Origin of the sequence: Tannerella sp., assembly GCF_052170195.1 — a bacterium.
Lineage (GTDB): Bacteria > Bacteroidota > Bacteroidia > Bacteroidales > Tannerellaceae > Tannerella.
In genome coordinates this window covers 89,831-106,289 of sequence record NZ_JBQNAZ010000005.1, presented here as the reverse complement: position 1 = coordinate 106,289, position 16,459 = coordinate 89,831, and the positions used below count along the sequence as shown (strand labels likewise).

At 49.3% G+C, this 16,459-nt stretch carries 9 protein-coding genes and 1 other RNA gene; 6 read left to right on the top strand and 4 right to left on the bottom strand.

The genetic code is table 11. The annotated features are described in order from the left end of the window. Positions 1 to 8: 8 nt before the first annotated feature. Positions 9 to 440, bottom strand: coding sequence for a type VI secretion system tube protein TssD (gene tssD / locus ACTTKA_RS02785; RefSeq protein WP_442723885.1), 432 nt, complete (start codon positions 438 to 440; stop codon positions 9 to 11). Positions 441 to 1,446: 1,006 nt separating this feature from the next. Between tssD and ACTTKA_RS02780 the strand changes: the two genes are divergently transcribed. Further along, positions 1,447 to 4,716, top strand: coding sequence for a SusC/RagA family TonB-linked outer membrane protein (locus ACTTKA_RS02780; RefSeq protein WP_442713367.1), 3,270 nt, complete (start codon positions 1,447 to 1,449; stop codon positions 4,714 to 4,716). A gap of 48 nt (positions 4,717 to 4,764) precedes the next feature. Beyond that, entirely contained in the window at positions 4,765 to 6,426 is a 1,662-nt protein-coding gene (locus ACTTKA_RS02775; protein WP_442723884.1) for a RagB/SusD family nutrient uptake outer membrane protein, read from the top strand. A gap of 190 nt (positions 6,427 to 6,616) precedes the next feature. Here the strand turns inward: ACTTKA_RS02775 and ACTTKA_RS02770 are convergent, their stop codons facing one another. Both ACTTKA_RS02770 and ACTTKA_RS02765 read right to left on the bottom strand, forming a co-directional pair. After that, positions 6,617 to 9,037 carry an alpha-L-arabinofuranosidase C-terminal domain-containing protein gene (locus ACTTKA_RS02770; RefSeq protein WP_442723883.1) on the bottom strand — a complete coding sequence of 807 codons (2,421 nt, stop codon included), beginning with the start codon at positions 9,035 to 9,037 and terminating at the stop codon, positions 6,617 to 6,619. A gap of 140 nt (positions 9,038 to 9,177) precedes the next feature. Then, positions 9,178 to 9,654, bottom strand: coding sequence for an ISAs1 family transposase (locus tag ACTTKA_RS02765; protein WP_442723882.1), 477 nt, complete (start codon positions 9,652 to 9,654; stop codon positions 9,178 to 9,180). 202 nt (positions 9,655 to 9,856) lie between these two features. Between ACTTKA_RS02765 and rnpB the strand changes: the two genes are divergently transcribed. The 4 genes from rnpB (at position 9,857) to ACTTKA_RS02745 (ending at position 15,517) form a co-directional block, all read left to right on the top strand. Then, an RNA gene (gene rnpB / locus ACTTKA_RS02760) (RNase P RNA component class A) lies at positions 9,857 to 10,231 on the top strand. 30 nt (positions 10,232 to 10,261) lie between these two features. Beyond that, complete coding sequence (locus ACTTKA_RS02755; RefSeq protein ID WP_442723881.1) at positions 10,262 to 11,626, top strand: YihY/virulence factor BrkB family protein; 1,365 nt, start codon at positions 10,262 to 10,264, stop codon at positions 11,624 to 11,626. Between the two features lie 240 nt (positions 11,627 to 11,866). Continuing rightward, entirely contained in the window at positions 11,867 to 14,305 is a 2,439-nt protein-coding gene (gene thrA, locus ACTTKA_RS02750) for a bifunctional aspartate kinase/homoserine dehydrogenase I (protein WP_442723880.1), read from the top strand. 6 nt (positions 14,306 to 14,311) lie between these two features. Then, entirely contained in the window at positions 14,312 to 15,517 is a 1,206-nt protein-coding gene (locus ACTTKA_RS02745) for a cofactor-independent phosphoglycerate mutase (RefSeq protein ID WP_442723879.1), read from the top strand. A gap of 17 nt (positions 15,518 to 15,534) precedes the next feature. On the opposite strand, the gene ACTTKA_RS02740 is transcribed toward ACTTKA_RS02745, so the two are convergent. Then, the gene (locus ACTTKA_RS02740; protein ID WP_442723878.1) at positions 15,535 to 16,431 is read right to left on the bottom strand and encodes a bile acid:sodium symporter family protein; all 897 of its coding nucleotides are present in this window, start codon (positions 16,429 to 16,431) and stop codon (positions 15,535 to 15,537) included. Positions 16,432 to 16,459 lie beyond the last annotated feature (28 nt).

Below are 16,459 nucleotides of genomic sequence, written 5' to 3'. Positions count from 1 at the left end.
ATCTCCTCTTAATCATAAATCCATTCATTCGTTATTCGGACATCTCCTCCTACGATTAACTCTTCTGCCTGAAGAGCCAGCTTCGTAGATATATACGATTTTCCCGAATGGACATAATCGATTTCAAACTTCGTACATGCCGCATTTTTGAAAATGATTTTTTCCACCGGAATATTTTCCTCATTCAATACCACAATCACCCCATCGACGTATCTGCGTGATTGCAATCCCCATTCCAACAGTTCGATGGTTGGAAATTGTGACAAGTTCACTTCTATCGCGCTGACAAAGACCCTTGTCGTAACTTTTCCGTTTTGACCGGTTCCTTGCTGAATCGAAAACCTGCAGGTCAAAATATCATATCCGTCCTTCAATAGACGGGACAGGTCGGTCGCAGCATCCGGCGAACCGAATTTCAAAATACTTCTATGACTATACATCCTTGTTATGTTATTCTTTGCCAATTTTAAACGGATTTCCGATACAACCCGGTACGCAATATATGGCGTATTCGTTATGGATACGCAATAATTTGCATATCTACAACCGCCCCGACAGACTAATATATTGATTCGACTTTATACATTCAACATATGCTCGAACTCATAGATACGATATTTTTAAAGGACTTTTTAGTCTCCAAAATAATCATTTTTTCGGTTTTTCGGTCGGTGATGGAAAGGTCATACCATTCCACCATTACTTTGTTTTTCTCGGTTGTTGCCATGATAGTTAATTTTCACAATAAACAACTCCATAAGTAAACAAATGTAAACAAATGAACCGCACAATAAGTTCACAAGGAGACAATAATTTCTATGCCTTCAGTTATCATCAAGGTTAAGCATATTGTTTTCATTCGTTTGCCTGAGGAGAAATACCTGTTTTCAGGGACAAACGGAGATGATAAGGGTTCTTTATATTTGTCGGCATATTTACATTTATATCAAAATGAAAAAGATATCGGTATACGTAAATAACACAAACAAAGTTACGAAAGTAGTTATCATGCTTACCTGTATCAGGTTACAGAAAGATACCGTTACGATTCCGCAAGAAGAACCTTCTTCGCGAAGAAATAAAAGGATCCGGCTACGTCACTTACACCTCACGGATTCTTATTCCCTCTTCAGAAAAGGTGTGCCGAAAGATACTTTTTGCCGGTCCCCTTTTATAATAATTAAATAGCCTCTTTTTTAAAAAAATACTCTTGTCAATATCCGGAAGAATGCGAAGCATCCCGAGAATTAAAAAAACGTTATTTTTTGTTTTATTTACACTTTTGACAACCGCATCTTCAATTATTTTATAATTTTGCGCGGCAAAAAACGATAAATAATTATCAAAAACATCATGAAAACAACATTTCAATAGAGACACAACATCTTGCGTATCTTACATTATCACAATTATATTATTTTAAACAGTCTTTTTTATTTTCAATCAATGAACAGAAAACTAATTTTTATTTTGACTCTCTGCTTTTGGTATGCAGGGATCATGACCGCCCAGACGGCTATGCAAGTCAGGGGGAGTGTAGTAGACGAAACGGGCGAACCGGTGATCGGTGCGAGCATCCGGTTAAAACACGCGCCAGACAAGGGTACGATTACTGATGCCGATGGCCTTTTCACGCTGTCGGCACCTTCACCTTCGGTGCTTGTGGTTTCGTACATGGGTATGAAGACGCAGGAAGTAGAAGCGCGTCCGGAGCTGCGAATCGTGATGCGTACTGATGCCGAACTGCTCGACGAAGTGATTGTGGTGGCTTACGGAACGGCGAAGAAATCGTCATTTACCGGATCGGCCAGTGTGGTAAAATCGGACCAGTTAGAAAAAATCTCGGGATCGGGGTTTGTGGAAGCACTACAAGGGATGAGTGCAGGCGTAAACATTACGAACAACGAAGGGAACCCCGGAGGCGATACGCGGGTACAAATTCGAGGTATCAGCTCGATGTCCGGAAAAAGCGAACCGTTATATATCGTTGACGGGATGCCGTACGACGGTAAATTGACGTCTATTTCACCGAGCGATATCGAGTCGATGACCGTTTTGAAAGATGCGGCGGCCTCCTCGCTTTACGGCTCGCGTGCAGCCAACGGCGTAGTGGTGATTACTACGAAGAAGGGCAAAAGCAGCCGTCCGACGATTCATTTCCGCGCAGCATTGGGTACTTCGGACAATGCCGTAGCCAACCCTGTCAAGGCCGATCCTTATCACCAACTAACAAACACGTGGCGCGCCATCTACAACGACCGGTTCTATGTGAACGGCGCTACGGCACAGGCAGCCGGTGATTATGCGTCTACGACGCTCTTACCGCACATGGTCAACCCGCGCGTCAATTCGAAAGGTGAGACTGTTTATGTCACCCCCTTCAAGCATATCAATGAACCTTACGTATTGCACGACGGTAACGGAAACGAACGTATCAACCCGGCACTGGAGATGGTCTGGGATAAGAGTGATTATGACTGGTACGGCGCCGTATTCTCGCGCAAATTGCGTCAAGATTATTCGTTCGACGTAAGCGGCATGGCCAACGACGGAAAGACGAACTACTATACCTCCGTTTCGTATTTGGACGACAAGGGATATGCCAACAGTCAATATTTTAAACGTTATTCGTTCCGCGTAAACGTGGCTACGGAACTTACGAAATGGCTCTCACTAAGCGGAAGCCTCGCTTACAGCAGCTCGCGACAGAACGTATCGGGAGCTAACCGTGCACTGGTCTTCTCCAACACGCTTAACTCGCCATGGCTGCGTAACGAAGACAATACCGACTGGTACTATTCGCAAAAAACGGGTCGGAGAATGTATGATTTCGGTGTCAACAGCTCGAATTTCTTTGGTATCCACGTACTGAATAACGGAGGTGACTACTGGAATAATCCGAACGACGAAAGTTTCGATAACAACGAAGCAGGTATCTTGACGACGCATTACTACGCCGATATGAAACTGCCTTTCGATTTGAAATTTAAAACAGGCGTGAACATCGACGCCGTGTCGACGAACATCTACCAGTACAGCTCGGCCGTTCATGGGGAAGGACAACTCAAACCTTTCGGCGTGACAACCATGACGAACGGCGGTAGCGCCACACGAACCCATTATAAAAATACGTCCATGACATGGAACAACTTGCTGACGTGGGACAAAAGTTTAAACGAACATGAACTCAACGTACTGCTCGGACATGAGTTCTACTCACACAACAGCCAATACAGCACCGCTTCGGGCGAAGGGATCATGCAGTTAGGACAATACGAGCTTTCATCCACGACCAAGAACTGGTCGGTCGGCTCATATCGTAACCGCTATGCCCTCCTCTCGTTCTTCGGAAAAGCCGAATACAATTTCGACAATAAATATTATCTGTCAGGTTCGTTCCGTCGCGACGGTTCGTCACGCTTCAGCAAACAAAGCCGTTGGGGAAACTTCTTCTCGGTAGGTGGTTCGTGGCGTATCTCGAAAGAATCGTTTATGCAAAACGTGAAATGGATGGATAACTTAGCCCTGCGAGCCAGCTACGGTACATCGGGTAACGACAAACTGATTCTTCGCTCTACCAGTAATGGTTCGGCCATGGGAGGAGAAATCCTGTATGCCTACCAAGGTTATTACGATTCCGACGATTTATACGGCCAGGCCGGTTACAAACCAACCTCCGTCGCCACCCCCAATCTGAAATGGGAACAAAATCAGCAGTTCAACGCAGCCCTTGACTTCAGCCTCTTCAACAGGCTCAGTGGTACGATCGAATATTACTCGCGCGATGCCAAAGACCTGCTTTACTACAAAAGCCTCCCGCTTTCGGCGCAGGTGGGCAACGCCGAAGGTATCAATACGAATTTGGGAAACGTACGCAACAGCGGATTCGAGTTTACGCTCTCTGCCTCCGTACTCCGAAGCTCCGACTTCCAATGGGATATCGACGCAAACTTCTCTACCCTTAAAAACGAAGTAACCTATCTGCCGGGAGGCGCTTATACGTACTCCAATCGGGTGGCTACATACAAAATCGAGGAAGGAAAATCAATCTATGAGTTCTATATGGCAAAGAATGCCGGCGTCAATCCGGACAACGGCAATATGCGCTACTGGATTAAAGACGGTAATAACGGATGGAAAACAACAGAAAACTATTCCGAAGTCAAAACGTCGGACTATCAGTATGTAGGCAGTTCTATCCCGAAAGCATTCGGCTCTTTGACAAACAGCTTCAAATACCGTGACTTCGACTTCTCGTTCATGTGGTACGCCTCCTTCGGCTCGAAAATGTTCGACTACGTCTATCTCGAGCGTACAACAGTACGTAACGGCGTAGGTATCATACAAGACCTCGTAGAAGGCAACGTGTGGATGAAACCCGGCGATCAGGCCAAGTTTCCGCGCTGGTCGGCCAGTAATTACGGAGACACCCGCCGTGCTTCCGACTTTTATCTGTTCAACAACGACTATTTCCGTCTGAGAAACCTGACGATCGGCTATACCCTGCCCAAAACGCTGATGAACCGCTCGGGTATCTCACACGCCCGTATCTACATTACCGGCGACAACTTGCTCACTTTCGGACCGGCTGCCGCACGCTATACCGAACCCGAAACAGGCGTACAGGGAAACAACTATAACGGAAATGCCAACACCGACAACGGTATACAAGGCTCGAGAAGAGTGTACATGGCAGGTATTCAAGTGACTTTCTGAAACCAATGAACAGAAATGAACATGTTTAACATCAAAAACCGAAAACAAATGAAAATAGATCAATTCAAAAAAACAATAGCAGTCGTAGCCGCCTGTGTCTTTACCTTGAGTAACTGTACGGACGAACTGACGACCAACTCGTCAACGGCCATAAGCGAAGAAACGGTACTCTCCAGTACTACCGGACTGAACATGGTGTTGAGATCAGCTTATCATTACATGTTAACAAACGGAGGATTAGGTGGTGCGAGCCAGAACGAAGCCTGTTACGCAGGACTGCCCGGGTATTGCATGTATTACGACCTCGGCGGTGCCGACATCATCAGTACCACGAACTATGGTGGTTCGCCGGAAAACAGCTACCGCTTCGCTCCGGAACGTACGGAAGCATCCAGTGTTTATTCGGGTAAAATCTGGTCTACCATGTATAAGACGATCAATCAGGTTAACGTCATCATCGATGCGCTTCCTGCTGCCTCAGGCACTGATGCCGAAAAAGACGTCATCAAGGGACAGTGTCTGGCCATGCGCGGAATATGCTACTTCCATCTGTTGATGAATTATCAGCAGACGTATGCCATCGCAAAAGAAAAACGAGGCGTGATTCTCCGCACCTCGTCGGCCGATCCCGCCAACAAAGCCTTCTCTACGGTGAAGGAAGGATATGCGCAGGTTGTTTCCGATCTGAAAGCAGCCAAGACCCTCCTGACCCAATATCAGCGCGACGAAATGTTCCGCGTCAATGCCGATGTGGCTGCCGGTGTCCTGGCACGCGTGTATCAGGTAATGGGAGACTGGCAAAACGCATTGGCCGAAGCCAAAAGCGTTTACGAAAAACATGCGACCTTGATGACTAAAGAAGAATGGTATAGCGGATTCGATAACCTGATCAGTGACGGATGCAAAGAACTCGTATGGGGACTGAAATATACGAACCTGACAAACATAGGATCAAATACACAATTCAACTACTGGTACAATCAAGACCCGAGTTATGGCGAAGGAATGACCGACGGTCCCACTTACAGCTTCATCAATTTGTTTGTTGACAGTCGTTATGTGGCGCTCTTCGACGGCTCCGATTATCGCGGATTCAAAAACGAACAGACGACCGGCGTGAAAGACGCGGACATCAAGAACGTGATGTTCTGGCACCGCACAGCCAACGGAAACAAAGAAACGGCTGCCAAATGGGCTTACAACAAGTTCAAATATTACGGAGATGCCAACGGAGCCAAACAAGGGAAAAGCTACCCTGAGTTTCCGTTGATGCGTAGCTCCGAAATGCTGCTGATCATGGCCGAAGCATCCGCGAACCTGGGAGATGCTACCACAGCGCTCTCTTATCTGACGACATTGCAGAAAGCCCGTCAGGTCGGTGCCCTCACCAACACGACCGACAAGAACAGCCTGCTGGAAGCCATCTACACCGAACGGCGTAAAGAACTGTTGGGCGAAGGCGTCACAGGAATGTATGACTTGCTGCGCCTGCAAAAACCGTTATTGCGTTACGGCAGCACAACGACCAACCCGTCAGGACATTTCCCGTGGGGACTCATGCATCTGGACGGATACAATGCCTCCGACGTACAACCCAAAGCAACCCTGCCTTCGAACGATTACCGGTTCATCTGTCAGATTCCGCAGCTTGAACTAGCTAATAACGAAGCCATTTCAGAAGCTGACCAAAACCCGTCGAAAGGACAATAACAGACGAATGATCCTATAGTAGTAAGATGTAAACATCCGTCTGCTACTTTTGTAGAATCAAAGGAGGTATGTCCAAACGTTGTTTGGACATACCTCCTTCAAGTGTTAAAAAAGAAGGTTCCGAAACGGTGAAGAATAAGGCATCGAATGCGCACTACATAAGCCGGATGAGTAAAGTAAAGAGGGCTGTTCACTCTTTCACCTTCAGTCGGAAAATCGTTACCGAGTTGGGGGGAAATCCGTAGCGTATAGGGCGTTGCATTGGAAAGCGTATCGTCTGTCGTACGGGCTTCACCGCATCGGGATGTTTGAAGGTATTACGGCTTTCGGGACGCGCCGAGAGCTGGAGTAGTTCGGCCTCATCTTCTACTTTCCGACCTTTCACGTCCAACGAGGTCCATTCTTCATGCATTGTCGTATTGACAACTTTCAGAATGATCGTCTTTGTATCCGGATCGTACGTAGCCACCGAAAGCAGCGAAGGGATAAACGGCAGCGTCGCATCGGGCAGTTCAACCTGATCAATCCGGCAGCGGATCGTCTCGTCCCGGCATTCGATCCGTACCGTGCTCCACGCATCCTTCGAGAGCGACAGGGAAACGGCTTCCGTGAGCGGTTGCCGCACTGTTCCGGCATAACGATAGAGTAGAGCGGTACTGTCGGTCAGCACGAGCGCAATCGCGCTGCGTCGCTCGTCGGTCAAGCCGTTGTCACGCATCTGCAATCGCATGGTTGCACCCTTCTTTAGCGGACGGATACGGGCTGAGAGCGTGTAATTGCAATTCATTGAGTCGCCCAATTGCATATATTTCACACCACCCGACGATTCCTCTTTTTCCGGGATGATCGACTGTACCGCTCCATTCAGTGTTATTTCACCTGTTTCAAATTCATCGCCTGAAAAAACGACCGATGCCCGGCCGCAAGTCACAAACGGTTTGCGATAAGTGTTCACTTCCGTCACCAGCAGCTCTTTCCCTCGGTGACCGGCAAACATCTCCAAGACATGGTATGAAGGCGTTTTAACCACACGCGACGCATCGAAGAGGATGGCCGGCGTACCGTTCAGAGGGAAGCCCGCATGCCCCAGCAACGGTGAATAGGAGATGCCGCAGATATGTGCCGGACTGCGTTCGACCCCGACGAGAAAAGCCGCTTCACCCACCGCCGCACGCATCGTACCGCCCTCATGTCCCCAAGCCGCACCGAAAGCCCCCACGAACAGTCCGGCTCTGCGCAAACTTCTGCTCTTTGTCTCGAAACAGCTGCTACTGGCCATCAGTTGATCGGCATTCATCAGATAACGTGTATGAATCCGATCCGCATAAAGATCCTGAACCGCAGCCGAGTCACTTGCCATAACTGCGACCTGCGGAAACGTATCCCTGAGTGCGCGCCTCAGAAAACGATAACGACAGGCATATTCTTCATCGTAATTCGCATCACCGAAAGCCACATCCGACAATCCGAACGGTGCGGCATGTCCATGAGCCACACGGCGGCCTCCGCCCTCCGGATCAGTCGCCGGCCCGTTTGCATACGCCACCGCACCTGCCGCTCGAAGAGCCAATAACCCCATATTCCTCATATCTTCGTAACGGGAACGATAACGCTGATTCAACACACCGGCATTCATTATATATATCGGTCGAGCGTTCAGGTCTTCGCACAGTTGAAGGTATTCATAGAAACCGACGCCGTTCGTCGTGCCATAGCCCCAGATGCTCCAGAGCGGTTTGCGCGACTCGATTGGGCCGACAGTCCCCTCCCAGTCGGGAATCATGACAGGCGTATAGCTCTCGGCAAAAGCCCCGCCCGGGAATCGGACAAACGCCGGCGAAAGTCCCGCTACCGCCTCCATCAGATCGGCGCGCAGACCGTTCGAACGCTCTTTCCACGTCTTTTTAGGGAACAATGAAACGACATCGAGGTAGAACGATGTACCGCTGTCGGCTTCAAATACCAGCGTCGCATTGCGGGTGCTGTCCGTCGCCGTAAAGGTATGGCGGAAGTGCGTCCAGACATCCGGCATGTACACGACATGAGGTTTGCTCAGCAGCCGGCCGGCCAACGTGTCGCGCAGAGCAACCGAAATGCTCCGCCCATGCCTGCCGCGCAGGTAGAACGACAGATCGTACTGCTCGCCCCGAACAAGCGCGATACCGCGAAATCCCTCCGCAACAGCCCCTCCGTATCCTCCCGAAGAGGCGACTTGCACAAACAGCGAACGACGGTTATCTTCGTTCAAAGGATCATGCGTATCGATCGTCAGCAAAGTATTTGACGAAAGCGGCCGCCAGCCCGGAATGATGTAAGGTGAAACAAAAGGAATTTGCCAACCGGCCGGCGTGACGATGACATTCCGCGCCGCATCGTACGAACAACCGTAAGGTACAGCCCCATCCTCCAAACTGCGGTTACGGATCATCTCCGCATAAATTCCACCCTCTACCGCGTGATTCATCTCCTCCAGCGTCACGCCATACAGCGCTTCCTGTACAGGCTGCGAAGGTTTTTCCAGATCGATGATGATCGATGAAGTCACCGGCCGTTCCGGCCGGCAAGCCGTCAGCAACCATACTCCTATCACCGCTATATCTCGCAATCTCATATCATTATCTTGTTCAAAATAATATCCTCAGACGCATCGGATCTTCGCATAAACAAATTGTGCAAAACACTCTTTTGCGTAAGTTGCGCAAAACTACATAAAAAGTTTGTGATTTCAGAGATCGCCTCAGGGCAATCACATCAAGTTCTGAGTAGTTCTTTCAAGTAGTTCATGTTTAGAGCAGCCTTGAGAACCACCGGAAAAGGTGGAGATACGCTCAGAAACTGTACAAGAGCACGCAGATTGAGCCACATCTTACATTCATCAGGCTCGAAAACATCCTCTATCCTTAGCGTGGAGGCACGTTCCTCCACTCGTTCATGAGCTTTATCAAAGATGCTATAAACAAAACGTGTGTCTTTCCCGGTAAAAGCATCCCGGGTATTTAAAAACAAGTGCTTGTGATTTTCTTTCAGGCACAAGACGTACTCAGCCTCTGCCGAGATAATTTGCTCAGCAGTGCCGGTCTGTGTCCCTATCGCATCACGATAGTCAATAGCCCCTTTGATCACCAGATTGTCTGACACTTTTAACACAACGGTAATTTCGTTTTCCTTGTTATCCGGAGTCTCTTGTGCCAGATTCAGGCGATAGAAACATAGTTCTTGCCCCCACACAAATAAATGGCTAATGCTATAACTAAAATATCGCTTAACTTATGCTTGCAACAACCCACAACCTGCTGATCGGAAGCATGTAAATAATAAGGATTCATGTTCTTTCATAGCTCAAAGACAATCCATCTTTTGATGCGGTTGTTCTGTTTTTTTAGTGACCCAAATGCGTTGAATCGATTATTTCCACTATCTTTGTCTTTTGGCAGCAGACCGGTCTGTCGCTTATTCTTTTGGGGATGAGAGGAAAGTCCGGGCAACACAGGGCGCCATCCTTCCTAACGGGAAGCTGTCTGCGAGGGCAGAGTAACGTAGCAGAAAAGAACCGCCGCGCCGTAAGGCGAGGTAAGGGTGAAAAGGTGAGGTAAGAGCTTACCGCTCCCGTCGGAATACGGGAGGTCCGTACGTCTGATGGGTTGTAAGGTCATGTATACCGACGATAGAGGGCGGCTCGTCCGATGTCGGGGGGTAGACTGCAAAGAGTTTGCCGGCGACGGTAAGCCAAGATAAATGACAGACGCTTCGTCTTTCTTTTCGGGGTGACGGAGTACAGAACCCGGCTTACAGGTCGGCTGCCTTTTTTTACGATAAACAACACATCAGCATAACGATGCCGGATAATAAGACGACTAAAAAATCGCTCATCACGCGAATTAGCGAGGCAATTTCATCATTGATTCGCTTCGTCACCTACGATATTTGGAGGGTAGCCGACAACGAAATGAGCGGGTTACGCCGATCCTATATTTACGTGGCCAAGACCGTGATTCTGGCCGTGCGCGGCTTCAGAAGCGAGAATTTGCAGACACGCGCCTCAGCACTGACATACAGCACGCTATTAGCCCTTGTCCCGTTATTGGCCGTCATTGTCGGCATAGCAAGCGGATTCGGCTTTCGCGACACCGTGCGAAAAGGGCTGTACGACTTCTTCCCCAGCCAATCGTTTCAAATCGATAAGGCACTCAATTTTGCCGAAAATTACCTCTCCATGGCCAAAGGAGGCTTGTTTATCGGAGTAGGACTTATCCTCCTCTTTTACACTGTTATCAGTCTGATTTCGACGATCGAACGCACCTTCAACGACATCTGGCAGATACAGAAAGATCGCCCGTGGCATCGCAAGGTTAGCGACTATATGGCGATGTTTGTCATTCTGCCCGTGCTGATGACCTGCTCAAGCGGACTCTCGATCTTCATTTCAACGATTCGAAACTCTTACCTTAACGAATTTATTTTCCTAACCCCGATTGCCGATCTGACGCTCAGCCTGTTGCCTTACGTAATCATCAGTTTGTTCTTCACGCTGCTCTATATCTTCGTTCCCAATACGAAGGTACGCTTTCTCAATGCGTTGGTGGCCGGGACCATCGTTGGATGTGTCTTTCAGATTTTCCAGAATTTCTACATCAGCGGACAGATCTGGGTAAGCAAATATAACGCTATCTACGGAAGCTTTGCCGCCCTTCCTTTACTCATGCTATGGCTGCAAGTGTCGTGGTTGATCTGCCTGTTCGGCGCCGAGATCGTTTATGCCTCGCAGAACGTGAAAAAGTTCAGCTTCGAACGCGACAGCAAAAATATCAGTCGACGGTATCACGACTTTTTGGCTATCCTTATCGCTACGCTAATCGTAAAACGCTTCGAACAAGGAGAGAAGCCCTACACGGCCGATGAGCTTTCGGAGTCATACCGCATACCTATCCGCCTCACTACAAGAATCCTTTGTCTACTCACCGAGTTAGGCATTCTGATTGAAGTCAATTACGAAGACGACGAGCGTATTGTTCATTATCAGCCGGCTTTCGACATTCATCAGATTAGCGTAGGACTCTTGCTGCGAAAAATCGATGAGCACGGATCGGAAAACTTCAAGATTGATACAGACGAAACATTCGGAAAAGAATGGCATACCTTTCTCGATAAACGACAAGAACTTTACCTGCCCAGCAAGGATATTCTGCTAAAAGATTTATAACCATCGTTATCTTTAGCCGTACGAACGCTTCTATCTGTCGGAGCAAAATATACCGATCCTGAAAAATCCATGTCTCACATTAGAGAAACGACACCATCCTCCAAAGGATAGGTTTATTCATCAAACAGAGATTGATTTGCTTACTCCGTATTTTTCAAAACCAGGTGTCTCTTTTCAGCTAAAAAACCTCTATCTTTGCGATTTGATTTAGGTTTAACAAATAATAGATTACATACATAAATGAAAGTATTGAAATTCGGTGGCACGTCGGTCGGTTCGACAGAAAGTATCCGCTGTGTCAAAAAGATTGTCGAAGCCATTGAAGAGCCGGTTATTGTTGTCGTTTCCGCATTGGGCGGGATCACCGACAAACTCCTGAAAACCTCTGAGCTTGCGTCGAAAGGAGATCCGGCCTATCAGCAGGAATTTGCCGAAATCGTTGCACGTCATCGCAACATCATTGAAAGCGTTGTGCCGAAAGCTGCACAGGAAAAGGTAGAGAATCTGGTAGTGGAGACGCTCGACGAGCTGGAGAATATTTTCCGAGGTGTCTTTCTCATCAAAGATTTATCTCCTAAAACGTCGGACACGATCGTTAGCTACGGCGAGCGACTTTCGTCGTTGATCATCGCTCATATCATCAAGGATGCCAAGCTATATGACTCGCGTCAATTTATCAAGACCGTCAAGCAATTCAACAAGCATATCGTCGATTTCGAACAGACCAACCAACGGGTCAAGGAAACGTTCCAATCGCTTCCGCAGGTGGCACTTGTACCCGGATTTATTTCATCGAGCTGCGAAAACGACGAAGTGACAAACCTCGGCCGTGGCGGATCCGATTATACAGCTGCCATTCTGGCTGCGGCGCTGAATGCATCGATCCTGGAGATCTGGACGGATGTCGACGGATTCATGACTGCCGACCCACGCGTCATCGACTCCGCATACGTCATCGACCGTCTCTCATTCACCGAAGCGATGGAACTTTGCCACTTCGGTGCCAAAGTTATTTATCCGCCAACGATTTATCCCGTACTCCGCAAAAATATTCCGATCCGTATACGCAATACCTTCAACCCTGAAGCTCCGGGTACGTATATCTCGAAAGAGTCGCACGCCGACAAGCTGAAGAGCATGATCAAAGGTATCTCGTCGATCAACGACACTTGCCTGATCACCGTACAGGGACTGGGTATGGTCGGAGTCATCGGAGTTAACCGACGTATTTTCAAAGCGTTGGCACAAAACGGAATCAGCGTGTTCATGGTCTCGCAAGCCAGTTCGGAAAACAACACGACATTTGCCGTGAAAAATGAGGATGCCGAGTTGGCTGTACGTGTACTCGACGATGAGTTCGCACTGGAACGCTCACAGGGCGAAATGAATCCGACGATTGCTCAGAAAGGACTGGCGACCGTGGCCATCGTAGGTGAGAACATGAGGCATACCCCCGGAGTGGCCGGCAAACTGTTCGGTACGCTCGGAAGTGCGGGTATCAGTGTCATAGCCTGTGCGCAGGGAGCTTCCGAAACGAACATCTCGTTCGTCATCAAACTTGAGTCGTTACGTAAGGCGTTGAATTCCATCCATGATTCGTTCTTCCTTTCGGAATACAAGGTACTTAACCTCTTCCTCGTCGGTATCGGAACGGTAGGTAGTCACCTGTTGGAACAGATTCAACGGCAGCAACCCGAGCTGATGAAACAAAACAGACTAAAAATCAATGTGGTCGGCATCTCCAATTCCAAACGCATGTTGCTGAATCGCGAAGGGTTGGATTTGACAATGTGCATTAAAGAGCTAAAGACAGAGGGTACCCCCTCCTCGCCCGAAGCATTGTACGATGAGATTATCCGGATGAATATTTTCAACTCTGTCTTTGTCGATTGCACCTCGAGCGAGAAAATCACAGCGCTTTACGAAAAGCTGCTAGACAATAATATCTCCGTCGTGGCAGCCAACAAGCTCGCGGCCTCCTCGCAACAGAAAATTTACCAACTGCTGAAAGATACCGCTCGCAAACGCAATGTAAAATACCTTTTCGAAACGAACGTGGGTGCGGGCCTGCCCATCATCAACACGATGAACAATTTGATCAACAGCGGCGACCACATCCTCCGGTTAGAAGCTGTCGTTTCAGGCACCCTGAACTTCATCTTCAACACGGTCAGCGAAGACATATCGCTGAGCCAGGCGATCCGTATGGCCGTAGACGCCGGGTATGCCGAACCCGATCCGCGCACCGACCTGAGCGGCAAGGACGTGATCCGTAAATTAGTGATTCTCGCGCGCGAAGCCGGCTACAAGATCGAACAGAAGGAAGTAAAAATAACCTCCTTCATTCCCGAAGCATATTTCAACAATACAGTAGAGTACTTCTGGGAACATATTCCGGAACTGGATGCCGCCTTCGAAGAAAAACGCAAGAAAATCGCTGCCGAGAACAAACGGATGCGCTTCGTTGCCAGTATGAAAGAAGGGGCTTGCGAAGTCGGACTGAAGGAGGTAGACAGCCACCATCCGTTTTACGAACTCGAAGGCAGCAACAACATCATCATGATCTCGACCGAACGCTATCATGATTATCCGATGATCATCAAAGGATACGGAGCCGGAGCGGCCGTAACGGCTGCCGGCGTGTTTGCCGACATCATCTCCATCGCGAACATCCGCTGAGGCAAAATGAAGTATCTCGTTGTCCTCGCAGACGGTATGGCAGATGAGCCGATAGCCGAATTGGGACATCGCACGCCGTTGCAATATGCGCGAACGCCTTATATGGACCGGCTTGCAGCATCGGGAGTGACCGGAAGCCTGCGTACAGTTCCCGATGGCTTTGCGCCGGGCAGCGAGGTAGCCAATCTGTCCGTATTAGGCTACAGCCTCCCGGCTGTCTACGAAGGACGCGGCGCGCTCGAAGCGGCCGGTATGGGAATACGATTGCGACCGGACGAACTGGCCATGCGGTGTAACCTGCTCTGCGTGGAGGGAGAACGGCTGAAAAGTTATTCGGCAGGAGACCTCGCCGACGAAGAAGCCGAACAGCTCATCACCTTTCTTAACAACGAGCTGGGCGATGAAAACATCCGGTTTTATCGCGGCTTGTCATACCGGCATCTGCTGGTCATCAAAAAGGGCGACAAACGGATCGACTGTACACCTCCCCATAACATCCTCTCGCTTCCGTTTCGCCCGGCTTTGGTCAGGGCTCAAACACCCGAAGCCGGCCCAACAGCGGCCCTTCTCAACGAACTGATTCGGAAATCGCAAGATATACTGCCGGATCATCCGGTCAACCGCCGACGGATCAACGAAGAGAAAGAGCCGGCCAACAGCATCTGGCCATGGTCACCGGGATATCGCCCGGCCATGCAGACATTCAAACAGCTGTATGGCATGGGAAAAAGCGCCGTCATCTCGGCCGTCGATGTAATTCGCGGTATCGGAGCTTATGCCGGCATGGACGTGATAAGCGTCGAAGGAGCTACCGGCAGACATGACACGAACTACGAGGGCAAAGCACAAGCAGCTATCCGAGCCTTGCAAACGCACGACTTCGTATATCTGCATATCGAAGCGAGCGACGAGGCCGGACACGCAGGCGATGCAGCACTGAAAGTCCGCACCATCGAAGACTTGGACTCCCGGATTATCAAGCCTTTATTCGAAGTGCTGAGTCAATGGGATGTTCCCGTCACGGTCGCGGTACTGCCTGACCACCCTACCCCATGCGCTCTGCGTACACACACCGATACGCCCGTTCCTTTTCTGATCTACCGTCCCGGAATAACACCCGACAGGGTAACCCGCTACGATGAATTTTCCGTGCAGCATGGAAAATACCCGTTGCTCAATGGCAACGAGTTCATAAAAGAAGTATTGAAGTAAAAAATGCGCCGGTTCGTTTATTTGTCTTTCTTTCCTTTTTTCCACAACTGCCAGCTATTGATCATATTTTGCCACAGGATATACCCCGAAGGCGCGATCGCCGTCAGCGGATGCAGATACGTCTGTGCCATCCAGATAGCAAGGATCGTATTCTTTTGCCCGAGCCCCTGCCCCGACGACACCGGATCGCCATAATAACGGCCGATACGACGACCGAGTATAAATTGCAACACACATAAAACGAGCGACACACCCAGCAAACCGTATTCCGTTTGATAGTCGACATTATCCTGATTCAGCATAAACTGAACGGTGATACCTGTCACTACAGTCAGGGCAACAGCCCAGAGATAGAAGGTCATACGCGGCATTCTCAGCAAAAGACGGTGTACCCGAGGCGTCCATTTCCGAACGGCCAACGCCACAAACAGGGGGAGAATAAGCAGCGGGAAGACTTTCCGGCAGATAAACCATACCGACTGCATAAACGTCATTTCATCGCCATGTACGCCGGTCAAGGTGAAATAGACGGGGGCAGCGACGGCCACAGCCATGTTGCAGAACAGCAGATAAGCCGTCAGGAAGCCGACATTGCCGCCGAGCATCCCTGTAATCACGGCCGCCGCTGTCGCCGTAGGTACCAGCATGCAGAGCATCGCTCCCTGCGCCACGACAGCGTCGAACGGACGCAGGAGGCAGTAAACGGCCGCGCTCCCGACCAGCTGAATCACCAGCAGCCAGAGGTGTGCCGGATGGAAGCGAATATCCTTCAGCGAGATCTTACAGAACGTGAGCAGCAGCATCGTAAAAATCAGGTAAGGAGTCAAAAAAGAAAGGCGGCTGACCCATTGATGAGCCAGCGCGCCTGTAATCATTGCGATCGGAAGCATCCAATCTTTTACGAATTTCAACACTTCGGTTATCGTTTATGGTTCGTTTCCG

Excerpts from the sequence above, each read along its gene's own strand:
- ACTTKA_RS02755 (WP_442723881.1), top strand. The coding sequence starts at position 10,262 with ATGCCGGATAATAAGACGACTAAAAAATCGCTCATCACGCGAATTAGC.
- ACTTKA_RS02775 (WP_442723884.1), top strand. The coding sequence starts at position 4,765 with ATGAAAATAGATCAATTCAAAAAAACAATAGCAGTCGTAGCCGCCTGT.
- ACTTKA_RS02770 (WP_442723883.1), bottom strand. The coding sequence starts at position 9,037 with ATGAGATTGCGAGATATAGCGGTGATAGGAGTATGGTTGCTGACGGCT.
- ACTTKA_RS02780 (WP_442713367.1), top strand. The coding sequence starts at position 1,447 with ATGAACAGAAAACTAATTTTTATTTTGACTCTCTGCTTTTGGTATGCA.
- tssD (WP_442723885.1), bottom strand. The coding sequence starts at position 440 with ATGTATAGTCATAGAAGTATTTTGAAATTCGGTTCGCCGGATGCTGCG.
- thrA (WP_442723880.1), top strand. The coding sequence starts at position 11,867 with ATGAAAGTATTGAAATTCGGTGGCACGTCGGTCGGTTCGACAGAAAGT.
- ACTTKA_RS02745 (WP_442723879.1), top strand. The coding sequence starts at position 14,312 with ATGAAGTATCTCGTTGTCCTCGCAGACGGTATGGCAGATGAGCCGATA.